Here is an 18,380-nt window from a genome sequence, read left to right as displayed (position 1 = left end):
ATGTCCTGGGACTGGGAGCGTCAGGCGCAGACGACGGTCGGCAGAGGCGATCGAGCGCGGGCCATGGCAGGGCCGGCGGTCGCGCGCGGAGGCGGCTCTGCCGTCGGCGGAAGGAGTTCAGGCTCCGGCGCGCGGGTCCCGGACATGGCCGCCTGGATGAGGCTGTTCAGCTTGAATGCGACCTCGGTCCGGTTATGGGCTCCGAGCTTCCGCATGATGCTGCGGATATGCACCTTGATCGTGCTTTCGCGCAGGTCGAGCTCGTAGGCGATGATCTTGTTGGCCTTGCCCCGGCGGATCGCTTCCGCCACCGCCGCCTGGCGCGGCGTCAGCAGGTCGGCGAGCGGATCGACGGGCGGGCCCCTGAACTCCGGCGCCAAGATCTCGTCCCGCGCGGCCATCAGGCAGTTGGCAGGCACGAACAGGCCGCCTGCCCTTGCCAGATTGACGATCTCGATCGCGATGCCGAGCCCGACGCTGGTCGGAATGTAGCCTCGCGCGCCCCGGTCCAGCGCCTGAAGGATATGGGCGGCGCTTTCGCCGTCGGCGAGGACGATCGTCGGGATTTGCGGGAAGGCCTGCGCCAGATCGTCGAGCGCCATCGCCACCTGGGGCTCGTCGGCGCGCTGGCTGCCGATGCTGAGAAGAATGGCGGAAACCTGCGCATGGACGGCGGTGGCCCGGCTCCATTCGGCCACGGTACCAAAGGTGAGGATTTCCAGATCGTGCCGACCGCCCTGCAGGCCGCGCGCCAGACATTCCCTGTCGAGAACGCGACGATCGATCAGCGCAATGGCGGTGCAGGAGTCGCGCTCGACGGGCGTGTTTTCACGGTCTAGCTGAATGGCATCGGCATTCCACATTTCCGGCTCCCTTCGGTCACCAGATGAAGAATTGATCGTCCTGCTTATGCGTGTATAATGACGTTATACAACCGAATTGAGTATTTCCACAACTCTAGGTTGTATTTTTACATTTTTTCTAGTTTTGTGTGTTGCCTCTATTGGGCCCGGCTGCCTGCGTCTTTTTGCGCGCGGCGGCGCCTATCGGATCGACGGAACGTCGCAACCGGGCATGTCGTCTTCGGGCCGGACGGATTTCACTTCCTCCGAAATGGCGAGCGAGCCGGGTTCCGCTTCGACGCGGCGGCCGATCGTCAGAACGCGTCGGGTCGCGGGTGCTGGCGGCGCCATTCGGCCGGGTCGATGAAGCGACCCTGCCAGAGGCCACGCCTGGCGAGACGGGCGGCACTCTCTGGCGCCGCGTAGTCGCCCTCGCCTCGCCCGGCGAAATTGATCGCAAGGCCCTGCCGCACCAGCACTTCGCCGATATCGCCGACATCCTTGACGCGGCATGTCGCGACGGCCCGGCCGTAGCGGTCATTGGCCCGGGGCGAACAGCTCAGCTCGCCCTGCGCCACCAACTCGCGCAGCGCCTTGCGGGCGGCCTCGCCGCAGCGCCACGGCTTCCCGGCAGCATCCTCGCAGGTCTGGTGCAGTTCGGGCGCATCGATGCCCGCGAGCCGGAATTCCTTGCCGCCAAATGCCAGCGAATCTCCGTCGCGCACGACGACGCGCGTGCCGTCGCTCGCCCGGATCTCACGAAGATGCTGGTCCACATATCCGATGGCCAGGAGGCCTGCGATGAGCAGGAAGAGGAAGATCAGGGGCGGCGCCTTGCGGCCGCGCCGGGGACGGGGACGAATCATGCCCGCAATCTAGCGAGCGGCGGGCTCCGAAAGAAAGGAGATCGGCCGCTGGCTCGGATCAGGCGCGCGCCTTCGGCTTGGCTGCGGTCTTCTTCTTCAGCTCCGGCTTGGGCTCGGCTTCCTCGGCGGCTTCCTTGGCGAGGCGCAGCTGGCGCAGCCGCGCCGTCTTCGCGGCCTGTGAGGCGACGCGATCGCGCTCGCCCGCCATCACGGCCGCCTCGCCGCTGCGAAGCTTCTCGGCCTTCTTGAAGCGCTCTTCCGCGCGGGCCTTGGCCGCATCCTTCGTGTCGCTGGGAGACATTGCCTTCCTTTCGCGCCCGCTGGCGGCTTTCGGCAACTGGATCGTCAATCCGGGAACGAGACGAGGCGGATCGGCGAGCCAACGGGCTCGCCTATTGTCATACTCTATCAGCTTTGCCGGGAAGATGTGGACGACGCCGCGGCGATCTCACTTCTTTGAGCGGCGAAGGGATTCGATCGGCGTGGCGGCAATTCCGGACTTCTCGGCGATCGCGCGATCCTGCGCCTCGAGGAAGTCGCGAGCGGGTCCGTCGCCTTCGAGACCACCCAGGATGTCGCCGGGAACGCGACGGTTGGAGCGCTGGCTTCCATCCTCATAAGAGACGTCGAACAGCACGAATTCTGCGCGGGCAGCTGGCTTCTTCGCCATGGGAAAAACTCCAGACAGTATGGCGCCGGCAACAGGGATGCGATCCCCGGCCGGGCCGAAAACAAAAAAGGGTCCGGCGTCGAAACGCCGGACCCTGTAACCCGAACTGGTGGGTTCAAGCTTCCTGCAGGTTCGCAGCCGCCGACTTTCCGCTGCGGCGGTCGGCCTCGATGTCGAAGCTCAGCTTCTGGCCTTCGACCAGGCCGCGCATGCCGGCGCGCTCAACGGCGCTGATGTGAACGAACACGTCCGGGCCACCGCCGTCCTGCTGAATGAAACCAAAACCCTTTTGGCCGTTGAAAAACTTTACGGTACCGGTTGCCATGTCTCGTGTCCTTTGTGCATGCCTTGGCTATGGCTACGCGACTCCCGCGTCAGCCAATCCGAGTTCCAGCGATGTCTTGGGACGAGCCTCGAAGGGCGAATATCAAGGCAGAGCCAAATATCGAACGTGATCTATATAGGTCGAGAAGTCCCAAATCACAAATCCATCCTTTGCCGGCTGCCGGGAAAACTCGCTGTTTCAGGGGGCAAACCGCGTAGCAGGCAAGTTTCCATCGCCAGATCCACATAAGCGCCGACGCCGGCGCCGCGCCCTATCCGAGGAATATCCATGCAGCCGTCGAAAGATATTGAGCGCCTGATCGAGATCATGGCGGCCTTGCGCGATCCCGTGACGGGTTGTTCATGGGACAAGGTTCAGGATTTCAAGTCGATCGCTCCCTACACCATCGAGGAAGCCTACGAGGTCGCCGATGCGATCGAGCGGGGCGATCTCGTCGATCTGGAGGAGGAGCTCGGCGATCTCCTGCTGCAGGTGGTTTATCACGCCCGCATGGCGGAGGAGATCGGCGCCTTCTCCTTCGGCGAGGTCGTCATGGCCATCACGACGAAGATGATCCGCCGCCACCCGCATGTGTTCGGCAGCGAGGAAGCGCGCAGCGCCGGCGCCGCAAAGGGTTTCTGGGAGGCGATCAAGGCGGAGGAGAAGCGCGAGCGCGCCGAAAAGCGACGTCGCGCCGGCCAGCTCGACGCCGCCTCCGCGAGCCTGCTCGACGATGTCCCGGCCGGCATGACGACGCTGGCGCGCGCGGTGAAGCTGCAGCGCAAGGCCGGCACGGTCGGGTTCGACTGGAACGATCCGCGCGCCGTGCTCGACAAGATCAAGGAGGAGATCGGCGAGATAGAGCAGGAGCTGGATCGCACCGAGGTCTCGCCCGCCCGTGTCCAGGACGAAATCGGCGACCTGCTGTTCGCCGTCGCCAACCTCGCGCGCCACGCCGATGTCGATCCGGACGCCGCGCTCCGCGGCACCAACGACAAGTTCGGCCGCCGTTTCCGCCATATCGAGAGCCGCCTGGCGGCCGAGGGGCGCACGCCCGCCGAGGCGAGCCTGGACGAGATGGAGGCGCTGTGGGTCGAAGCCAAGACGCAGCCGCCGAAGCCGGCCAAGGACGCCGGAACCGAATAGGGAATTTGGGCTGACTAGTCGGGCCGTTCAGCCCCTCTTGGAAGCGCTGAACGGCTTGAGCTTGTTGGCGGATCGCGTTCGCTTCACGCGAACCGGCACTGACGGCACTCGAAAGTATTGTCAGTTCTTGCCCATCGGATCCCAGGCCTGGGTCGGGCCCTTCGCCGCAGCCTTCTCGGAGGAAGGCTGAAGCCTGGCGCCCGGGAACTCGCGGTGGAAGCTCTGCTCGTGCTTCTCCGGGACGCGGATGGTAGCGACGGTCCGGCCATCCTCCTCGTCGGCGCGGGAAAGCACTTCGCCCAGCTCGTAGAGCCGGTGCAGCTTGGCCAGCGCCGCGCCTGAGAGCGACACGGTGTAGACGGGACGGCCCTCGTTCAGCCGCTGCTCGACGATATCGAGGAGCGCCGCGACGCCCTCGCCGGTCAGCGCCGAGATCGGCACGATGGCGGGCTTGCCGTTGTCGGCATTGGCGCGCGTCGCCGGTCGGGCATCCTCCGGCATCAGGTCGATCTTGTTCCAGACCTCGATCAGCCGGTCGGTCTTGCTGACTTCGACGCCCAGCTGTTCGAGCACGCTCATGACGTCGCGGGCCTGGGCCTCGCTGTCCTCATGCGCGATATCGCGGACGTGCAGGATCAGCGTCGCCTCGATCACCTCCTCGAGCGTCGCGCGGAACGCGGCCACGAGATGGGTCGGCAGGTCCGAGATGAAGCCCACCGTATCCGACAGGATCGCCTCGGTGCCGTGCGGCAGTTTCAGCCGGCGCAGCGTCGGGTCGAGCGTCGCGAACAGGAGGTCTTTAGCGAAGATGTCCGACTTGGTCAGCGTATTGAACAGCGTCGACTTGCCGGCATTGGTATAGCCGACGAGCGCCACGATGGGCTGCGGCACCTTGCGGCGGCTCTCGCGCTGCAGGCGGCGGGTGCGGACGACGGTCTCGAGCTCGTTCTCGATGCGGGTGATGCGCTCTTGCAGCGCGCGCCGATCCGCCTCGATCTGGGTCTCGCCGGGGCCGCCGAGGAAGCCGAAGCCGCCGCGCTGGCGCTCCAGGTGGGTCCAGCTGCGGACCAGCCGGCTCTTCTGGTAGTTCAAATGCGCGAGTTCGACCTGCAGCGTGCCTTCGCGCGTCTGGGCGCGCTCGCCGAAGATCTCGAGAATGAGCCCCGTCCGGTCGATGACCTTGGTGCCCCATTCCTTTTCGAGGTTCTGCTGCTGCACCGGGGTCAGGGCGTGGTCGACGATGACCAGGCCGATCTTGTCGGCCTGCACGCGCGCCGCAATCTCCGCCACCTTGCCGCTGCCGAACAGGGTCGCCGGCTTGAACATCGGCAATGGCACGGCGATGCCCTCGACGACGTCGAGTTCGATCGCGAGCGCCAGGCCGACCGCCTCCTCGACCCGCGCGCCGGAACTTCTGTCCCGGCCGCGCGCATCCCGGGTTCGCGCCGGTCGAACGGGCACGAGCACGAGTGCCCGTTCGGGCACATGCTTGGTTTCGATATGGCTATCGTTTGCCTCGGGCCCTTCGGCGCCTTCCGGCAGATCAGGAAAGTCGGACAATCAGGCTCCCGGCCGATCGCCCTCTTCGCCCGGCTCGAAGAGCTGAACGGGAGCGCCCGGCATGATGGTGGAGATGGCGTGCTTGTAGACCAGCTGGGAATGGCCGTCCCGTCGCAGCAGCACGCAGAAATTGTCGAACCAGGTGACGATGCCCTGCAGCTTGACGCCGTTGACGAGGAATATCGTCAGCGGGATCTTACTTTTGCGGACATGGTTGAGGAACGTATCTTGTAGGTTTTGGGCGCGTTCTGCCATTCTTGTCTCTCACGCTTAGCCTTGTTGGGGACCATGTCCCGACGGCCGGATCGTGTGCCGGCCTTGCGCTCACTTTGCCCGCAGAATCGCGGCGCGTCACCAAGAAATGCGTCGCAGGCCAAAGCTGTCCGAATTTCGATGGGCTCCTCAGCCGCGCACCCGCGCCGGGGCTTCGGCCGCGAACTCGTGGAAGCGTCGGCGCAATTCCGTCGCCACCGTGCCCGGGGCGCCATTGGCGATCGGGCGGCCGTCGATCTCGACGACCGGCATGACGATCGCCGTCGCTGCGGTGAAGAAAGCCTCGCGCGCGGCAAGCGCTTCCTCGAGGCTGAAGGCGCGCTCCTCGATGGTCAGGCCGGCTGCCTTGGCGACCTCGAACAGCACGGTGCGCGTGATGCCGCGCAGGATGCCGCTCTCCGCCGGCCGCGTGACGAGGACGCCATCGGGGGTGACGATCCAGGCATTGGTCGAGGAGCCCTCCGTCACCATGCCGTTCGCGTCGACGAACCACGCCTCATAGGCGCCCGCCTCCTTGGCCGCCTGTTTGGCGAGCACGTTCGGCAGCAGCGATACGGTCTTGATGTCGACGCGCTCCCAGCGGTTGTCGGGAACGCTGATGACCGAAACGCCCTTCTCCGCCTTCCGGTCGCCGGCGCTGCTCGGGGCCGATTTGGAGGTGACGACGATCGAGGGCGGCGTGCCTTCGGCAGGGAAGAGATGATTGCGCGGCGCGACGCCACGGGTGATCTGCAGGTAGACGAGCCCCTCGCGCACGCGGTTGCGGCGAACCACTTCGCGCATGACGACGCCCAGCGCCGGAAGGCTCATCGGCAGCGCGATGCGCAGCTCCTTCAGCGAGCGCTCGAGCCGCGCCATGTGCAGCGTCTCGTCGATCAGCCGGCCGTTGCGGATCTCGCAGACCTCGTAGACGCCGTCGGCGAACTGGTAGCCCCGGTCCTCGACGTGAACGACAGCCTCGGCATGGCGGAGATAGAGGCCGTTCACATAGGCAAAGCGCGACATGGCATTCCTGCTGGACGAAGAGAATCGGGCATCGGCGGCCGCTGGCGGCCCGGCCGCATCGGACAATGCGGCCGCGGCGCGCGTCAACCGACGCCGAGCGATTTCAACTTCCGATGCAGGGCCGAGCGCTCCATGCCGACGAACTCCGCCGTGCGCGAGATGTTGCCGCCAAAGCGGTTTACCTGAGCCGTCAGATATTCGCGCTCGAAGATCTCGCGCGCGTCGCGAAGCGGCAGCGACATCAGATGCTCGCCGCCGCGATTGGGCGTTGTCGGCAGCATCTCACCCACTTCCGGCGGCAGCATGTCGGCGGAGATCGCCTGGCTCTCGTCGCCACGCGCCAGGATCAGCAGCCGCTCGATGTTGTTGCGCAACTGGCGGATGTTACCCGGCCAGTCATGCGCCTGCAGCACCGCCATCGCGTCGGAGCCGACGGTGCGGATCGGCAGGCCGGTCGTGCGCGAGATCTGGTCGATGAAATGCGTCACCAGCTCCGGCACGTCGTCGCGACGCTCGGCCAGCGCCGGAACGCGCAGCGGCACCACCGAAAGACGGTGGAACAGATCCTCGCGAAAACTGCCGTCCGAAATCTCGTGCTCGAGATCGCGCGCCGTCGACGAGATGATGCGGACGTCGACCTTGACCTTCGCCGTGCCGTTGACCCGCTGGAAGCTCTGGTCGATCAGGACGCGCAGGATCTTGCCCTGCGTCTCCTTCGGCATGTCGGCGACTTCGTCGAGATAGAGCGTGCCGCCATGCGCCTCCTCCAGCGCGCCGACGACCCTGGCCGAGCCGGTGCCGTTCTCGGTTCCGAACAGCTCGTGCTCCATCCGGTCGGGCGTGATCGCGGCGGCGTTGACGACCACGAACGGCCCGTCCATCCGCAGCGACGATTCATGGATCGCGCGGGCGACCAGTTCCTTGCCCGAGCCCGAGGGGCCGGAAATCATGATGCGGCTGTTGGTCGGGGCGACGCGCTCGATCGTCTGCTTCAGATGGCTCATGGCGATCGAGGAACCGACGAGGCGACCGGCGTCGCCCGCCCGCTCGCGCAGGTCCCGCACCTCGCGGCGAAGCTTGGACGCCTCCAGCGCGCGCTCGGCGATCAGCAGCAGGCGGTCGGCCTTGAACGGCTTCTCGATATAGTCGTAGGCGCCGCGGCGGATCGCCGAGACGGCCGTCTCGATATTGCCGTGGCCGGAAATCATCACGACCGGCAGGTCGGGATGCTGCGCCTTGATGATGTCGAGCAACGCCAGTCCGTCGATGCGGCTGCCGGTCAGCCAGATATCGAGGAAGATCAGCGTCGGCCGCCTTTTCTCGATTTCCGCCAGCGCCGTGTCGGTATCGCCGGCCGTGCGGGTGCCGTGCCCCTCGTCCTCGAGAATTCCGGCTACCAGCCCGCGGATGTCAGCTTCATCGTCGATGATCAAAATATCGGAGGCCATGATCTCTATCTTCGTCAGGCGTCTACGGGATTGGTCTTGTGGTTGGTGCCGGAGCCGGCCCCGCCGTCCTGCGACGGACGCGGCAGGGTGATCCGGACCATTGCGCCCCGCCCCCCAGCGGCAACGGCGGGCGAATCGAGCAGATCGAGCTGCCCGCCGTGTTCTTCGATAATCTTGCTGACGATGGCGAGGCCGAGGCCGGTGCCCTTCTCGCGCGTCGTCATGTAGGGCTCCAGCAGCCGGTGCCGGTTCTCCTGCGGCAGGCCGATGCCGGTGTCGATGATCTCGACGATGTTGCTGTCGCCCTCGACCCGCCCGCGCACGATGATCTTCGGCGCGACCGGATCGTCCGCCGGCACGGCGGCGATGGCCTCGGTGGCGTTCTTCACCAGATTGGTGAAGGCCTGCGAGATCAGGCGCGGGTCGTAGCGGCCGATCAGCGCCTCGTGCGGCAGGTCGATCTCGAAGCTGATCTCGGGATTGGCGACTTCCATCAGGAAGACGGCCTCGCGGGCGGCCTCGCCCAGATCGCGCTCCTCGAAGGTGGGCTTCGGCATGCGCGCGAAGGACGAGAACTCGTCCACCATGCGGCCGATGTCGCCGACCTGGCGGATGATCGTGTCGGTGCACTGGTCGAAGATCTCGCGGCCCTCGACGATGCCCTTGCCGAAGCGGCGCTTCAGCCGTTCGGCCGAGAGTTGGATCGGCGTCAGCGGGTTCTTGATCTCGTGCGCGATCCGGCGGGCGATGTCGGCCCAGGCGGCGCTGCGCTGCGCCGTCACGAGGTCGGTGATGTCGTCGAGCGTGATCACGTAGCCATGCGCCGCCGTATCGGATTCCTCGGTCGTCACGCGCACGTTGATGGTGCGCTCGCGGCCGTCGCGGACGACGGATACCTGGTCGCGATGCTCCGGCCGGTTGGTCTCCGCCAGCGCCGCCGACACGACCTCGTTCAACTCGGGCACGATCTCGATCACGGGTCGGCCGAGCGTATCGTTCTGGTCGAGGCCGAGCAGGCGCAACGCGCCGCGATTGGCGATCGTGACGACGCCCCGCGCGTCGGTTCCGACGACGCCGGCGCTGACGCCCGCGAGCACGGCCTCGGTGAAGCGGCGGCGGCTGTCGATCTGCTCGCTGGCGGCGACCAGCTCATGGCGCTGGCTGCGCAGCTCGGCGGTCATCGTGTTGAAGGTGGCGCCCAGCGCGCCGAGATCGCCGTCCGAGCTCTTGAACGGGACGTGCACCTCGAGATTGCCGCGACCGATCTCGTCGGCCGCGTCGATCAGGCGGCGGATCGGCGAGACGAGCCGGTTGGCGAAGCCGATGCCGAGCCAGACGGCGGAAAGCAGCACGACGAGGGCGAGGCCGAGATACAGGACGCCGAAGGCGATCTGCACGCCGAGGCGCGTCGCCTCGAGGTTCTTGTATTCGTTCACGCTCGCCGTCGTCTCGGCGATGTAGCGGATGACCTTCGGGTCGATCTCGCGCGTGATGTAGAGGAACACGTCCGTGTAGTTGTCGAGGCGGACGAGCGCGCCGACGACGTTGGTCGCGCCCGGCGCGATCAGGATCGGCTCGGCGCCGGGCTTCGCCGCTCGCGTCAGCGCATCCGGCGGCGGCGGCAGATAGCCGGTCGAAAACTGGAAATTGGCCTGGGCGATCAGCGTGCCGTCCGGCTTGACCAGGAAGACGCCGGGAATGCCGCGCAGCGCCGCCATCGAGTTCATGAAGGACTGGAAGCGGTCCGGATTCTGCTCCAGGAGCACCTGCGCCCGCTCGAAGTCCGCCTTCAGCCCCTGAATGTCGACCTTCAGCGTCCTCGCATGCTCCTCAGCATAGGCCTGCGCGATTGAAAGCGAGGTGTCGACGATGGCGCGGGTGCGTTCGGAGAACCAGTGGTCGAGGCCCCGGTTCAGCGTGATGCTGGCGACGACGGCGATCAGGATGGCCGGCACGACGGCGACGATGCTGAACAGGCCGACGATGCGGATATGCAGTCTTGCGGCGGCGCGGCCGCGGCGGCGCGCCCGGATCAGCATGGCGACTTCCAGGCCGAGCTCGATCACCAGCAGGCCGGTGAGCAGGCCGTTGACCGCCAGCGCCCAGAACACGACCCGTTCTGTCGGCTGGATCGGCGTCAGGCCCATCAGCAGGAAGAAGCTGAGGCAGGCGCAAGTCAGCGCCAGGATGACGGTGAAATAGCCCGCCGCGCGCACGGTGACGCGCAGCTTGCGGCGCTCCGGATCGGACACGGCCCGAGCCTCCGCCATTGTCGGATCGCTGGTCGCGCTCACGACGCGACTCCGCCCAACGGATCAAAATTCCAGAATCGCATGCGGTCTCGAGCACCCTTCATGACGCGGGACACTGGGACCGAATTGCAACATCATTGTGGCGAACCGGCAACAGGGCGCCGGTTCGCAAGCGGGTTCAGCGCGGGTTGCGCAGCACCTGGACGTCGAGATCGCGGATCTTCTTGCGCAGGGTGTTTCGGTTCACGCCGAGCAGTTCCGCCGCCTTGATCTGGTTGCCGCGCGTCGCGGCGAGCGCCGTGCTGATCAGGGGATACTCGACATCGCGCAGGATGCGGTGATAGAGGCCCGGCGGCGGCAATCCCTCGCCGAAGCCGTGGAAATAGGTCGAGAGATGGCGCTCGACCGAGCTCATCAGCGTGTCCTCCATCTCGGCGCCTTCGGCCGGGAAAGCGGCGGCCGGCTGCTCAAGCTCGGCCTCGATGATGTTCTCGGTGATGGTGTCCTGCGGATAGAGCGCGGCGAGGCGGCGGATCAGGTTTTCGAGCTCGCGCACATTGCCCGGCCAGCGGTAGCGCTTCAGCCGCTCGACCGCCGCCACCTCGATCTGCTTGTGCGGCAGGCCGTCCTTCTCGCCCAGTGTGAAGAAGTGCCGGACGAGGTCGGGGATGTCCTCTGAACGCTCGCGCAGCGCCGGCAGGCGGATCGGCACGACGTTCAGCCGGAAGAACAGATCCTCGCGGAACAGGCCCTGGTTGATCAGGATGCGCAGGTCCTTGTTCGTCGCGGCGACGATGCGGACATCCGTCTTGATCGGCGTGCGGCCGCCGACGGTCGTGTATTCACCCTGCTGCAGCACGCGGAGAAGCCGCGTCTGCGCCTCCATCGGCATGTCGCCGATCTCGTCGAGGAACAGCGTGCCGCCCTCGGCCTGCTCGAAGCGGCCGGCGGAGCGGGCCTGCGCGCCGGTGAAGGCGCCCTTCTCGTGGCCGAACAGCTCGCTCTCGATCAGGTCGCGCGGGATGGCCGCCATGTTGATGGCGACGAAGGGGCCGGTGCGGCGCTTGCCGTAATCGTGCAGCGCGCGGGCGACCAGCTCCTTGCCGGTGCCCGACTCGCCGGCGATCATCACGGTCAAATCGGTCTGCATCAGCCGCGCCAGCACGCGATAGATGTCCTGCATGGCGGGCGAACGACCGACGAGCGGAATATTCTCGCCGCCATCGTCGAGGCTGGCATCCTTGGCGCGCTGCTTCGGCTCGGCCAGCGCCCGGCCGACGATCGAGATCAGCTCCTTCAGGTCGAAGGGCTTCGGCAGATATTCGTAGGCGCCGCGCTCGGAGGCGCGGATCGCCGTCATGAAGGTGTTCTGCGCGCTCATCACGATGACGGGCAGCTCGGGGCGCGCCCGCTTCATCCTCGGCAGCAGATCGAAGGCGTTCTCGTCCGGCATCACCACGTCGGTGATGACCAGATCGCCCTCGCCCTGGCTCACCCACCGCCACAGCGTCGCGGCGTTGGAGGTCAGGCGTACTTCATAGCCGGCCCGGGACAAGGCCTGGTTGAGCACGGTGCGGATCGCCGCGTCGTCATCGGCCACGAGAATGGTGCCGGTCGCCATGTCAGTTGTCCTTGTCTGCAGGTGCGTCGCCCGGGAATGCCGGCATCAGCACGCGGAAGGTCGTGCGGTTCTGCTGGGAATCGCACTCGATCACGCCGCCATGGTCGCCGATGATCTTGGCGACCAGTGCCAGACCGAGGCCGGAACCATTGGTCTTGGTGGTGACGAAAGGGTCGAACAGGTGGGGCAGCATGTCCGCCGGCACGCCGGGGCCGTTGTCGCGGACGATGAATTCGAGCGGCAGCGTTACCCGGTTGGTCGAGCCGGGGACCGAAAGTCGGATGCCGGGCTTGAAGGCCGTCGAAAGCAGGATCTCGCCATTGTCGTCATTGCCGATCGCCTCGGCCGCGTTCTTGACCAGGTTCAGGAAGACCTGCACCAGCTGGTCGCGGTTGGCATAGACCGCCGGCAGCGACGGGTCATATTCCTCGATGATGCGGATGTTGCGGGCGAAGCCGGATTGCGCCAGCCGCTTCACATGCTCCAGCACGACATGGATGTTGACGGGCGCGCGCTCGACCGGCCGTTCGTCGGAGAAGACCTCCATCCGGTCGACCAGCTTCACGATGCGGTCGGTTTCGTCGCAGATCAGCCGAGTGAGCGCGCGATCGTCGTCGTCTACGGAGGATTCGAGCAGCTGCGCCGCGCCACGGATGCCGGAGAGCGGGTTCTTGATCTCATGCGCCAGCATGGCGGCGAGGCCGGTGACCGAGCGCGCCGCGCCGCGATGCGTCAGCTGGCGGTCGATCTTCTCGGCCATCGTCTTCTCCTGCAGCAGGATGACGACCGAGTCGGGCTTTTCGGGCACCGGCGAGGCATAGATGTCGACGATGCGGTCGCTGCCGTTGCGCGGCGTGCCGACGTCGACGCGATATTCGTTGACGGCCGCGCCGCGCGTCCTGACCTGCTCGATCAGCGAGAGCAGCGGACTGCCGAACGGTACGAAATGGGCGATCGGCTGTCGCCGCAGCACGGCGATCGAGGCCTGGAAGAAATCCTGCGCGGCGCTGTTGGCGTCGGTGACGTGCCCTGCCCCGTCGATCATGATGATCGGGTGCGGCAGCGCGTCGAGCAGGATCGATGCCGATCCGCCGGCGGCGGCGTCTGCGACTTCGCTCGGAGCCATGTTTCGGTTCACGCGGCTCTCCTCATTTCGGCTTCTCCAAGATGCTGGCGCAGAAGCGCGACGACCCGGGCCGGATCTTGTTCGATCATGATGGCGAGGCGGGCTTCCGGATCCATGGCCTCGGGGCCGAGCGCCTCGATGGTCCAGCTCAGATGCTTGCGCGCGTTACGGACGCCGAGGATCGGCCCGTAGAGCGCGATCATCTCCTCGAAATGCCCGACGACGAGTTCGATCAGCTCGGTCCCGCGCGGCGCCTCCGGCATCGAGCCGGTTGCGGCGAATTGCGCCAGATGCCCCGGCAGCCACGGCCGGCCATAGGCACCGCGTCCGACCATGACGCCATCGGCGCCTGAGGCCGCGAGCATCGGCGACAGGCTGTCGATGCTGACGCAGTCGCCGTTCGCGATGAGCGGGATGGAGATCGCCTGCTTCACGGCGGCGATGGCGGCCCAGTCGGCCGTGCCCTTGTAGAACTGGCAGCGCGTGCGGCCATGCACGGTGATCATCGCGACCCCGGCATCTTCCGCCCGCCGCGCCAGCTCCGGGGCGTTGATCGTCTTGTCGTCCCAGCCGAGCCGCATCTTCAGCGTCACGGGAACCGGGCTCGCCGCGACCGTCGCCTCCACCAGGGTCAGCGCATGGTCGAGGTCGCGCATCAGCGCCGAGCCGGAATAGCCGGTGGTGACGCGCTTGGCCGGGCAGCCCATGTTGATGTCGATGATGTCGGCGCCGGAATCGGCGGCGGCCTTGGCGCCTTCCGACATCCAGTGCGCCTCGCGGCCGGCCAGCTGCACGACATGCAGGCTGTTGCCCGTCGCCTCGGCCCGCATGGCGGTCTCGGCGTTACCGGCGGCGAGTTCCTCGCTGGCGACCATTTCCGACACGACCAGCCCCGCCCCGAAGGACGCCGCGATCCGGCGGAACGGGCGATCCGAGACGCCCGACATCGGCGCGAGCAGAACCCGGTTCGCGATCACGACCCCTCCGATGTCGAGGGGAGCGGCGAGACGGGCGACGGGATTGAAGGCTTCAGACAATATGACTACCGAATAGGCACCGGATGACGTGCCCACATATTAGTCACTCAGCTGGCTGCGGCAAGAGACTTGTTGCGTTGCGGTGTGAAATCTCCGATCCATGCGACCATCTGTCAAAAGAGCCGCGAGGCTCCATTTCTGCGGGATCTCTCGCTCATGAACGAAAGTGTTGGGCCTTCGCGGGTCGCGGTCCTGATCGTGGCGGCGGGACGGGGCGTGCGCGCCGGCGGCGACATGCCGAAGCAGTACCGGACCCTCGCCGGCCAGCCGATCCTGCGCCGGACCACGGCACTTTTCCTAAGCCATCCCCGCATCGACGACGTTCTCGTCGTCATTCACCCCGACGACGCCGATCTCTATGGCGCGGCCGTAGCCGGTCAGGCGGGGCTGCTTCCTTTCGTGACCGGCGGCGCGACGCGGCAGGAATCGGTGCGGCGCGGGCTGGAGGCGCTCGCCGATCGCGGCGTCACCCATGTGCTGATCCACGACGCCGTCCGCCCCTTCGCCTCGGCGGCGCTCATCGATCGCGTCATCGACGCGCTCGGGACCTCCGACGCAGTGCTTGCCGCCTCGCCGGTTACCGATACGCTGAAGCGCGCCGATGCCTGCGCCATCGTCACCGACACGGTCCCACGCGCCGATCTCTTCGCGGCCGAGACGCCGCAGGCCTTCCGCCTCGCCACCATTCTCGACGCGCATCGGCGGGCGGCCGCAGAGCCCGGCGATTTCACCGACGATGCCGGCATTGCCGAATGGGCCGGCATTCCGGTCCGGATCGTGCTCGGCGAGCGTTCCAACATCAAGCTGACCCTGCCGGAGGATATCGACTTGGCTGATCAGCGCCTGCGCATGGAAGCGTTGCTCCGGACGGGCGAGACCCGCGTCGGCACCGGCTATGACGTGCATTCCTTCACCGATGGCGATCATGTCTGGCTCGGCGGCGTCGAGATCCCGCATGACCGGAAGCTCTCCGGCCATTCCGATGCCGACGTGGCGCTGCATGCCCTGACCGACGCCGTGCTGGGGGCGATCGCCGACGGCGACATCGGCGACCATTTCCCGCCTTCCGATCCGCAATGGCGCGGCGCCTCGTCGGACCGTTTTCTTGCCTTCGCGGCGCAGCGCGTGGCGGCGCGGGGCGGCGTCATCGTCAATCTCGACCTCGCCATCATCGCCGAGGCGCCGAAGATCGGCCCACACCGCGACGCCATGCGCGCCCGCATCGCCGAGATCGTCGGGATCAGCCCCGGCCGCGTCGGCGTCAAGGCGACGACGAACGAGAAGATGGGATTTGTCGGCAGGGGCGAAGGCATCGCGGCCATCGCGACGGCGACCATCCGCCTGCCCTTCACGGAGGAAGACGCATGACCGACCTGACGCCGCTGGAAGGCCAGGCGCGGGCCCTGATCGAGCTCTGCATCGCGCGCGGCCTGAAGATCGCGACGGCCGAATCCTGCACCGGCGGCCTGATCGCCGGCGTGCTGACGGAGATTTCGGGCTCCTCCGCCGTCGTCGACCGCGGCTTCGTCACCTATTCCAATGAAGCCAAGACCGAGATGATCGGCGTGTCAGCGGAGCTGATCCAGCGGGTCGGCGCCGTCAGCCAGGAAGTCGCGCTCGCCATGGCGGCCGGAGCCCTGGCGAAATCAGGCGCGGATCTCGCCGTCGCCGTTACCGGCATTGCCGGTCCCACGGGGGGATCGCCGGACAAGCCGGTCGGGCTCGTGCATTTCGGCGTCATGCGCCGGGGATCTTCCGCGCAGCATGCGGTTCACGTCTTCGCCGATCGCGACCGCTCCGGCGTCCGCTTCGCGACGGTGGCCGAGGCGCTGAAACTGCTTGCCGAGGCGGCGGAAGGCTAGAGAATGATCGTCCGCAAGCGGCCGAACTGGTTCGGCATGATCCTCGTCTGGCGCGGCTCGGTGCTGCCGATCATCCTGCCGCAGCTCCTGCTCACCGCCGCCTTCGCGACGATCGTCACCCTGCTGCACGGCCGGCTCTTCTCGTTCAAGGTGACGCTGACCTTCGTGCCGTTCTCGCTGATCGGCATCGCGATCGCGATCTTTCTCGGCTTCCGCAACAGCGCCAGCTACGACCGCTTCTGGGAGGCGCGCAAGCAATGGGGCGCGCTGCTGATCCATGCCCGTTCGCTGGCACGGCAGGCGCTGACGCTGCAGGACGATCCGGCGGCGGCGCGCGCGATCATCTATGCGACCATCGCCTTCACGCATGCGCTGCGCCACCAGCTGCGCCGCAGTGATCCCCTGCCCGATCTCAAGAAATTCCTGCCGGCCGACTTCGTCGACGGACCGCTCGCGGCCGCGCAGTTCCGTCCGGCGGTGATCCTGCTCCATATCGGCGGCCTGATCGCCAACCTGCGCCGAGCCGGCGAGATCGACCCGATCCTGGTGACGGCGATGGAGCGGCATCTCGATGCGCTCTCGGACGTGCTGGGCGCCTGCGAGCGGCTGGCGGGCACGCCGCTGCCCTTCACCTATTCGGTGATCCTGCACCGGACGATCTATCTTTACTGCTTCCTGCTGCCGTTCGGGCTGGTCGATTCGATCGGCGTGCTGACGCCGCTGATCGTCGCCTTCCTCGCCTACACCTTCTATGCGCTGGAAGCGCTGAGCGACCAGCTGGAAGAGCCGTTCGGCACGGCGGCGAACGACCTCGCGCTCGACGGCATGTCGACGATGATCGAGACGACGCTGCGGGAAATGCTGGGCGAAGCGGAGCTGCCCGAGCCGGTCAAGCCGGTGAACTACGTGCTGACCTGAGGGATGCCGCCATAGATGGCGTCCGCCCGCTTCTCGAAGGCGTCGGAGAATTTCCGGAACGCCTTGTCGAAGACGGTGCCCATCAGCGCCGACAGCGTGCGCGAGCGGAACTCGTAGTCGATCGCGAAGCTCACGGTGCTGCGTGCGTCGTCGATCGGCTTGAACGCCCAGACATTGTCGAGATGCTTGAACGGCCCGTCGAGATATTCGGCGCGGATCGTGCCCGCCTCGCGGTCCAGCACTACCTTGGTGGTGAAGGTCTCGCGGACGATCTTGTAGGCGACCGTCATGTCGGCGATCAGGATCTCGCGGTTGCCGTCCGGCTTGCGGCCGCGGATCACCAGCCGCTCGCAGAGCGGGACGAACTGCGGATATTTCTCCACGTCGGCGACGAGATCGAACATCTCCGTGGCCGAATGACCGACCTCGTGTTCGGTCGAGAAGCTCGGCATCGCGATCAGACCTGGTGCTGCGCCTGACGCGCGGCGCGCAGCCGGGCGAAATCCTCGCCGGCGTGGTGCGACGAGCGCGTCAGCGGGCTCGACGACACCATCAGGAAGCCCTTGGCATAGGCGATCGTCTCGAACGACTTGAACTCGTCCGGGGTGACGAAGCGGATGACCGGGTGATGCTTGCGGCTCGGCTGCAGGTACTGGCCGATGGTCATGAAATCGACCTCGGCGACGCGCAGATCATCCATCAGCTGCAGGATCTCGTTCCGCTCCTCGCCGAGGCCGACCATGATGCCGGACTTGGTGAACATGTTGGGATCGAGCTCCTTCACCCGCTGCAGCAGGCGGAGCGAATGGAAGTAGCGGGCGCCGGGGCGCACCTTCAGATACTTGGACGGCACCGTCTCGAGATTGTGGTTGAAGACGTCGGGGCGGGCCTCGACGACCACTTCGAGAGCGCCCGGCTTGCGCAGGAAGTCCGGCGTCAGGATCTCGATGGTGGTGCCAGGTGCCGCACGGCGGATCGCGTAGATCACGTCGGCGAAATGCTGCGCGCCGCCATCGGCGAGATCGTCACGATCGACCGAGGTGATGACGACATGCTCGAGGCCGAGCTTGGCGACGGCCTCCGCCACCTTCTCCGGCTCGGCGCGGTCGAGCGCCTCCGGCATGCCGGTGCGGACGTTGCAGAAGGCACAGGCGCGCGTGCAGGTGTCGCCCATGATCATGAAGGTCGCGTGCTTCTTCGACCAGCATTCGCCGATGTTCGGGCAGCCGGCTTCCTCGCAGACGGTCACGAGACCGTTCTTCTTCACGATCTCCTGCGTCTCGCGATAGACCGGCGAGCCCGGCGCGCGGACGCGGATCCAGTCCGGCTTGCGCAGCAGCGGTGTTTCCGGGCGGTTCGCCTTTTCCGGATGGCGCGGCCGCAGATCCTTGCCGGTACGCGTATCGAGCACGACGACCATGGTAACTCC

19 protein-coding genes are annotated in these 18,380 nt (G+C 66.6%); 4 read left to right on the top strand and 15 right to left on the bottom strand.

Annotated elements, in window-relative coordinates; genetic code table 11:
• Positions 1-20: 20 nt before the first annotated feature.
• From K32_RS10350 to K32_RS10330, 5 genes are all read right to left on the bottom strand, one after another.
• The gene (locus K32_RS10350; protein WP_201403925.1) at positions 21-863 is read right to left on the bottom strand and encodes a response regulator transcription factor; all 843 of its coding nucleotides are present in this window, start codon (positions 861-863) and stop codon (positions 21-23) included.
• A gap of 293 nt (positions 864-1,156) precedes the next feature.
• A complete protein-coding gene (locus tag K32_RS10345) occupies positions 1,157-1,708 on the bottom strand; it encodes a thermonuclease family protein (RefSeq protein ID WP_201403924.1) in 552 nt (183 codons plus the stop codon).
• Between the two features lie 58 nt (positions 1,709-1,766).
• Positions 1,767-2,009, bottom strand: coding sequence for a hypothetical protein (locus K32_RS10340; protein WP_201403923.1), 243 nt, complete (start codon positions 2,007-2,009; stop codon positions 1,767-1,769).
• A 147-nt stretch (positions 2,010-2,156) separates the two neighbouring features.
• Complete coding sequence (locus K32_RS10335) at positions 2,157-2,378, bottom strand: hypothetical protein (protein ID WP_201403922.1); 222 nt, start codon at positions 2,376-2,378, stop codon at positions 2,157-2,159.
• A gap of 115 nt (positions 2,379-2,493) precedes the next feature.
• Positions 2,494-2,703, bottom strand: coding sequence for a cold-shock protein (locus tag K32_RS10330; RefSeq protein ID WP_201403921.1), 210 nt, complete (start codon positions 2,701-2,703; stop codon positions 2,494-2,496).
• 288 nt (positions 2,704-2,991) lie between these two features.
• On the opposite strand from K32_RS10330, the gene mazG reads away from it, so the two are divergent.
• Entirely contained in the window at positions 2,992-3,849 is an 858-nt protein-coding gene (mazG, locus tag K32_RS10325; protein WP_201403920.1) for a nucleoside triphosphate pyrophosphohydrolase, read from the top strand.
• A gap of 120 nt (positions 3,850-3,969) precedes the next feature.
• On the opposite strand, the gene hflX is transcribed toward mazG, so the two are convergent.
• The 8 genes from hflX to dusB all read right to left on the bottom strand — a co-directional run bounded on the left by hflX (position 3,970) and on the right by dusB (position 14,171).
• Positions 3,970-5,409 (bottom strand): GTPase HflX, encoded by a 1,440-nt coding sequence (hflX, locus tag K32_RS10320; protein ID WP_201403919.1) that lies wholly within the window; start codon positions 5,407-5,409, stop codon positions 3,970-3,972.
• Entirely contained in the window at positions 5,410-5,664 is a 255-nt protein-coding gene (gene hfq / locus K32_RS10315) for an RNA chaperone Hfq (protein WP_029073711.1), read from the bottom strand.
• Between the two features lie 147 nt (positions 5,665-5,811).
• Positions 5,812-6,687 (bottom strand): D-amino-acid transaminase, encoded by an 876-nt coding sequence (locus K32_RS10310; protein WP_201403918.1) that lies wholly within the window; start codon positions 6,685-6,687, stop codon positions 5,812-5,814.
• An 83-nt stretch (positions 6,688-6,770) separates the two neighbouring features.
• A complete protein-coding gene (locus K32_RS10305) occupies positions 6,771-8,135 on the bottom strand; it encodes a sigma-54 dependent transcriptional regulator (protein WP_201403917.1) in 1,365 nt (454 codons plus the stop codon).
• Between the two features lie 14 nt (positions 8,136-8,149).
• Positions 8,150-10,429, bottom strand: a complete 2,280-nt coding sequence (locus tag K32_RS10300; protein ID WP_244669932.1) for a PAS domain-containing sensor histidine kinase — start codon at positions 10,427-10,429, stop codon at positions 8,150-8,152.
• A gap of 136 nt (positions 10,430-10,565) precedes the next feature.
• Positions 10,566-12,008: a nitrogen regulation protein NR(I) gene (gene ntrC, locus K32_RS10295; protein WP_201403916.1), complete on the bottom strand. Its 1,443-nt coding sequence runs from the start codon at positions 12,006-12,008 to the stop codon at positions 10,566-10,568.
• A gap of 1 nt (position 12,009) precedes the next feature.
• Positions 12,010-13,134 carry a nitrogen regulation protein NR(II) gene (locus K32_RS10290; RefSeq protein WP_201404449.1) on the bottom strand — a complete coding sequence of 375 codons (1,125 nt, stop codon included), beginning with the start codon at positions 13,132-13,134 and terminating at the stop codon, positions 12,010-12,012.
• Positions 13,135-13,142: 8 nt separating this feature from the next.
• On the bottom strand, positions 13,143-14,171 hold the full coding sequence (gene dusB / locus K32_RS10285) for a tRNA dihydrouridine synthase DusB (protein WP_211201079.1): 1,029 nt from the start codon (positions 14,169-14,171) through the stop codon (positions 13,143-13,145).
• 156 nt (positions 14,172-14,327) lie between these two features.
• Here dusB and K32_RS10280 point away from each other — a divergent pair, with 156 nt between their 5' ends.
• Genes K32_RS10280 through K32_RS10270 form a run of 3 tightly spaced genes read left to right on the top strand, consistent with a single transcriptional unit; the run spans position 14,328 to position 16,951 of the window.
• Positions 14,328-15,539, top strand: coding sequence for a bifunctional 2-C-methyl-D-erythritol 4-phosphate cytidylyltransferase/2-C-methyl-D-erythritol 2,4-cyclodiphosphate synthase (locus K32_RS10280; RefSeq protein ID WP_201403915.1), 1,212 nt, complete (start codon positions 14,328-14,330; stop codon positions 15,537-15,539).
• The gene (locus K32_RS10275; protein ID WP_201403914.1) at positions 15,536-16,033 is read left to right on the top strand and encodes a CinA family protein; all 498 of its coding nucleotides are present in this window, start codon (positions 15,536-15,538) and stop codon (positions 16,031-16,033) included. The genes K32_RS10280 and K32_RS10275 overlap by 4 nt, the downstream gene beginning before the upstream one ends.
• 3 nt (positions 16,034-16,036) lie before the next feature.
• Positions 16,037-16,951: a bestrophin family protein gene (locus tag K32_RS10270; protein ID WP_201403913.1), complete on the top strand. Its 915-nt coding sequence runs from the start codon at positions 16,037-16,039 to the stop codon at positions 16,949-16,951.
• Here K32_RS10270 and K32_RS10265 read toward each other — a convergent pair.
• Entirely contained in the window at positions 16,936-17,403 is a 468-nt protein-coding gene (locus K32_RS10265) for a type II toxin-antitoxin system RatA family toxin (protein ID WP_201403912.1), read from the bottom strand. The genes K32_RS10270 and K32_RS10265 overlap by 16 nt on opposite strands.
• A 5-nt stretch (positions 17,404-17,408) precedes the next feature.
• Positions 17,409-18,371 carry a lipoyl synthase gene (gene lipA, locus K32_RS10260; protein ID WP_201403911.1) on the bottom strand — a complete coding sequence of 321 codons (963 nt, stop codon included), beginning with the start codon at positions 18,369-18,371 and terminating at the stop codon, positions 17,409-17,411.
• Positions 18,372-18,380 lie beyond the last annotated feature (9 nt).

It is taken from the genome of Kaistia sp. 32K (genome assembly GCF_016629525.1).
Taxonomy (GTDB): Bacteria; Pseudomonadota; Alphaproteobacteria; order Rhizobiales; family Kaistiaceae; genus Kaistia.
The sequence above is the reverse complement of the archived record's forward strand: the minus strand, read 5'-3'. Positions and strand labels throughout refer to the sequence as shown.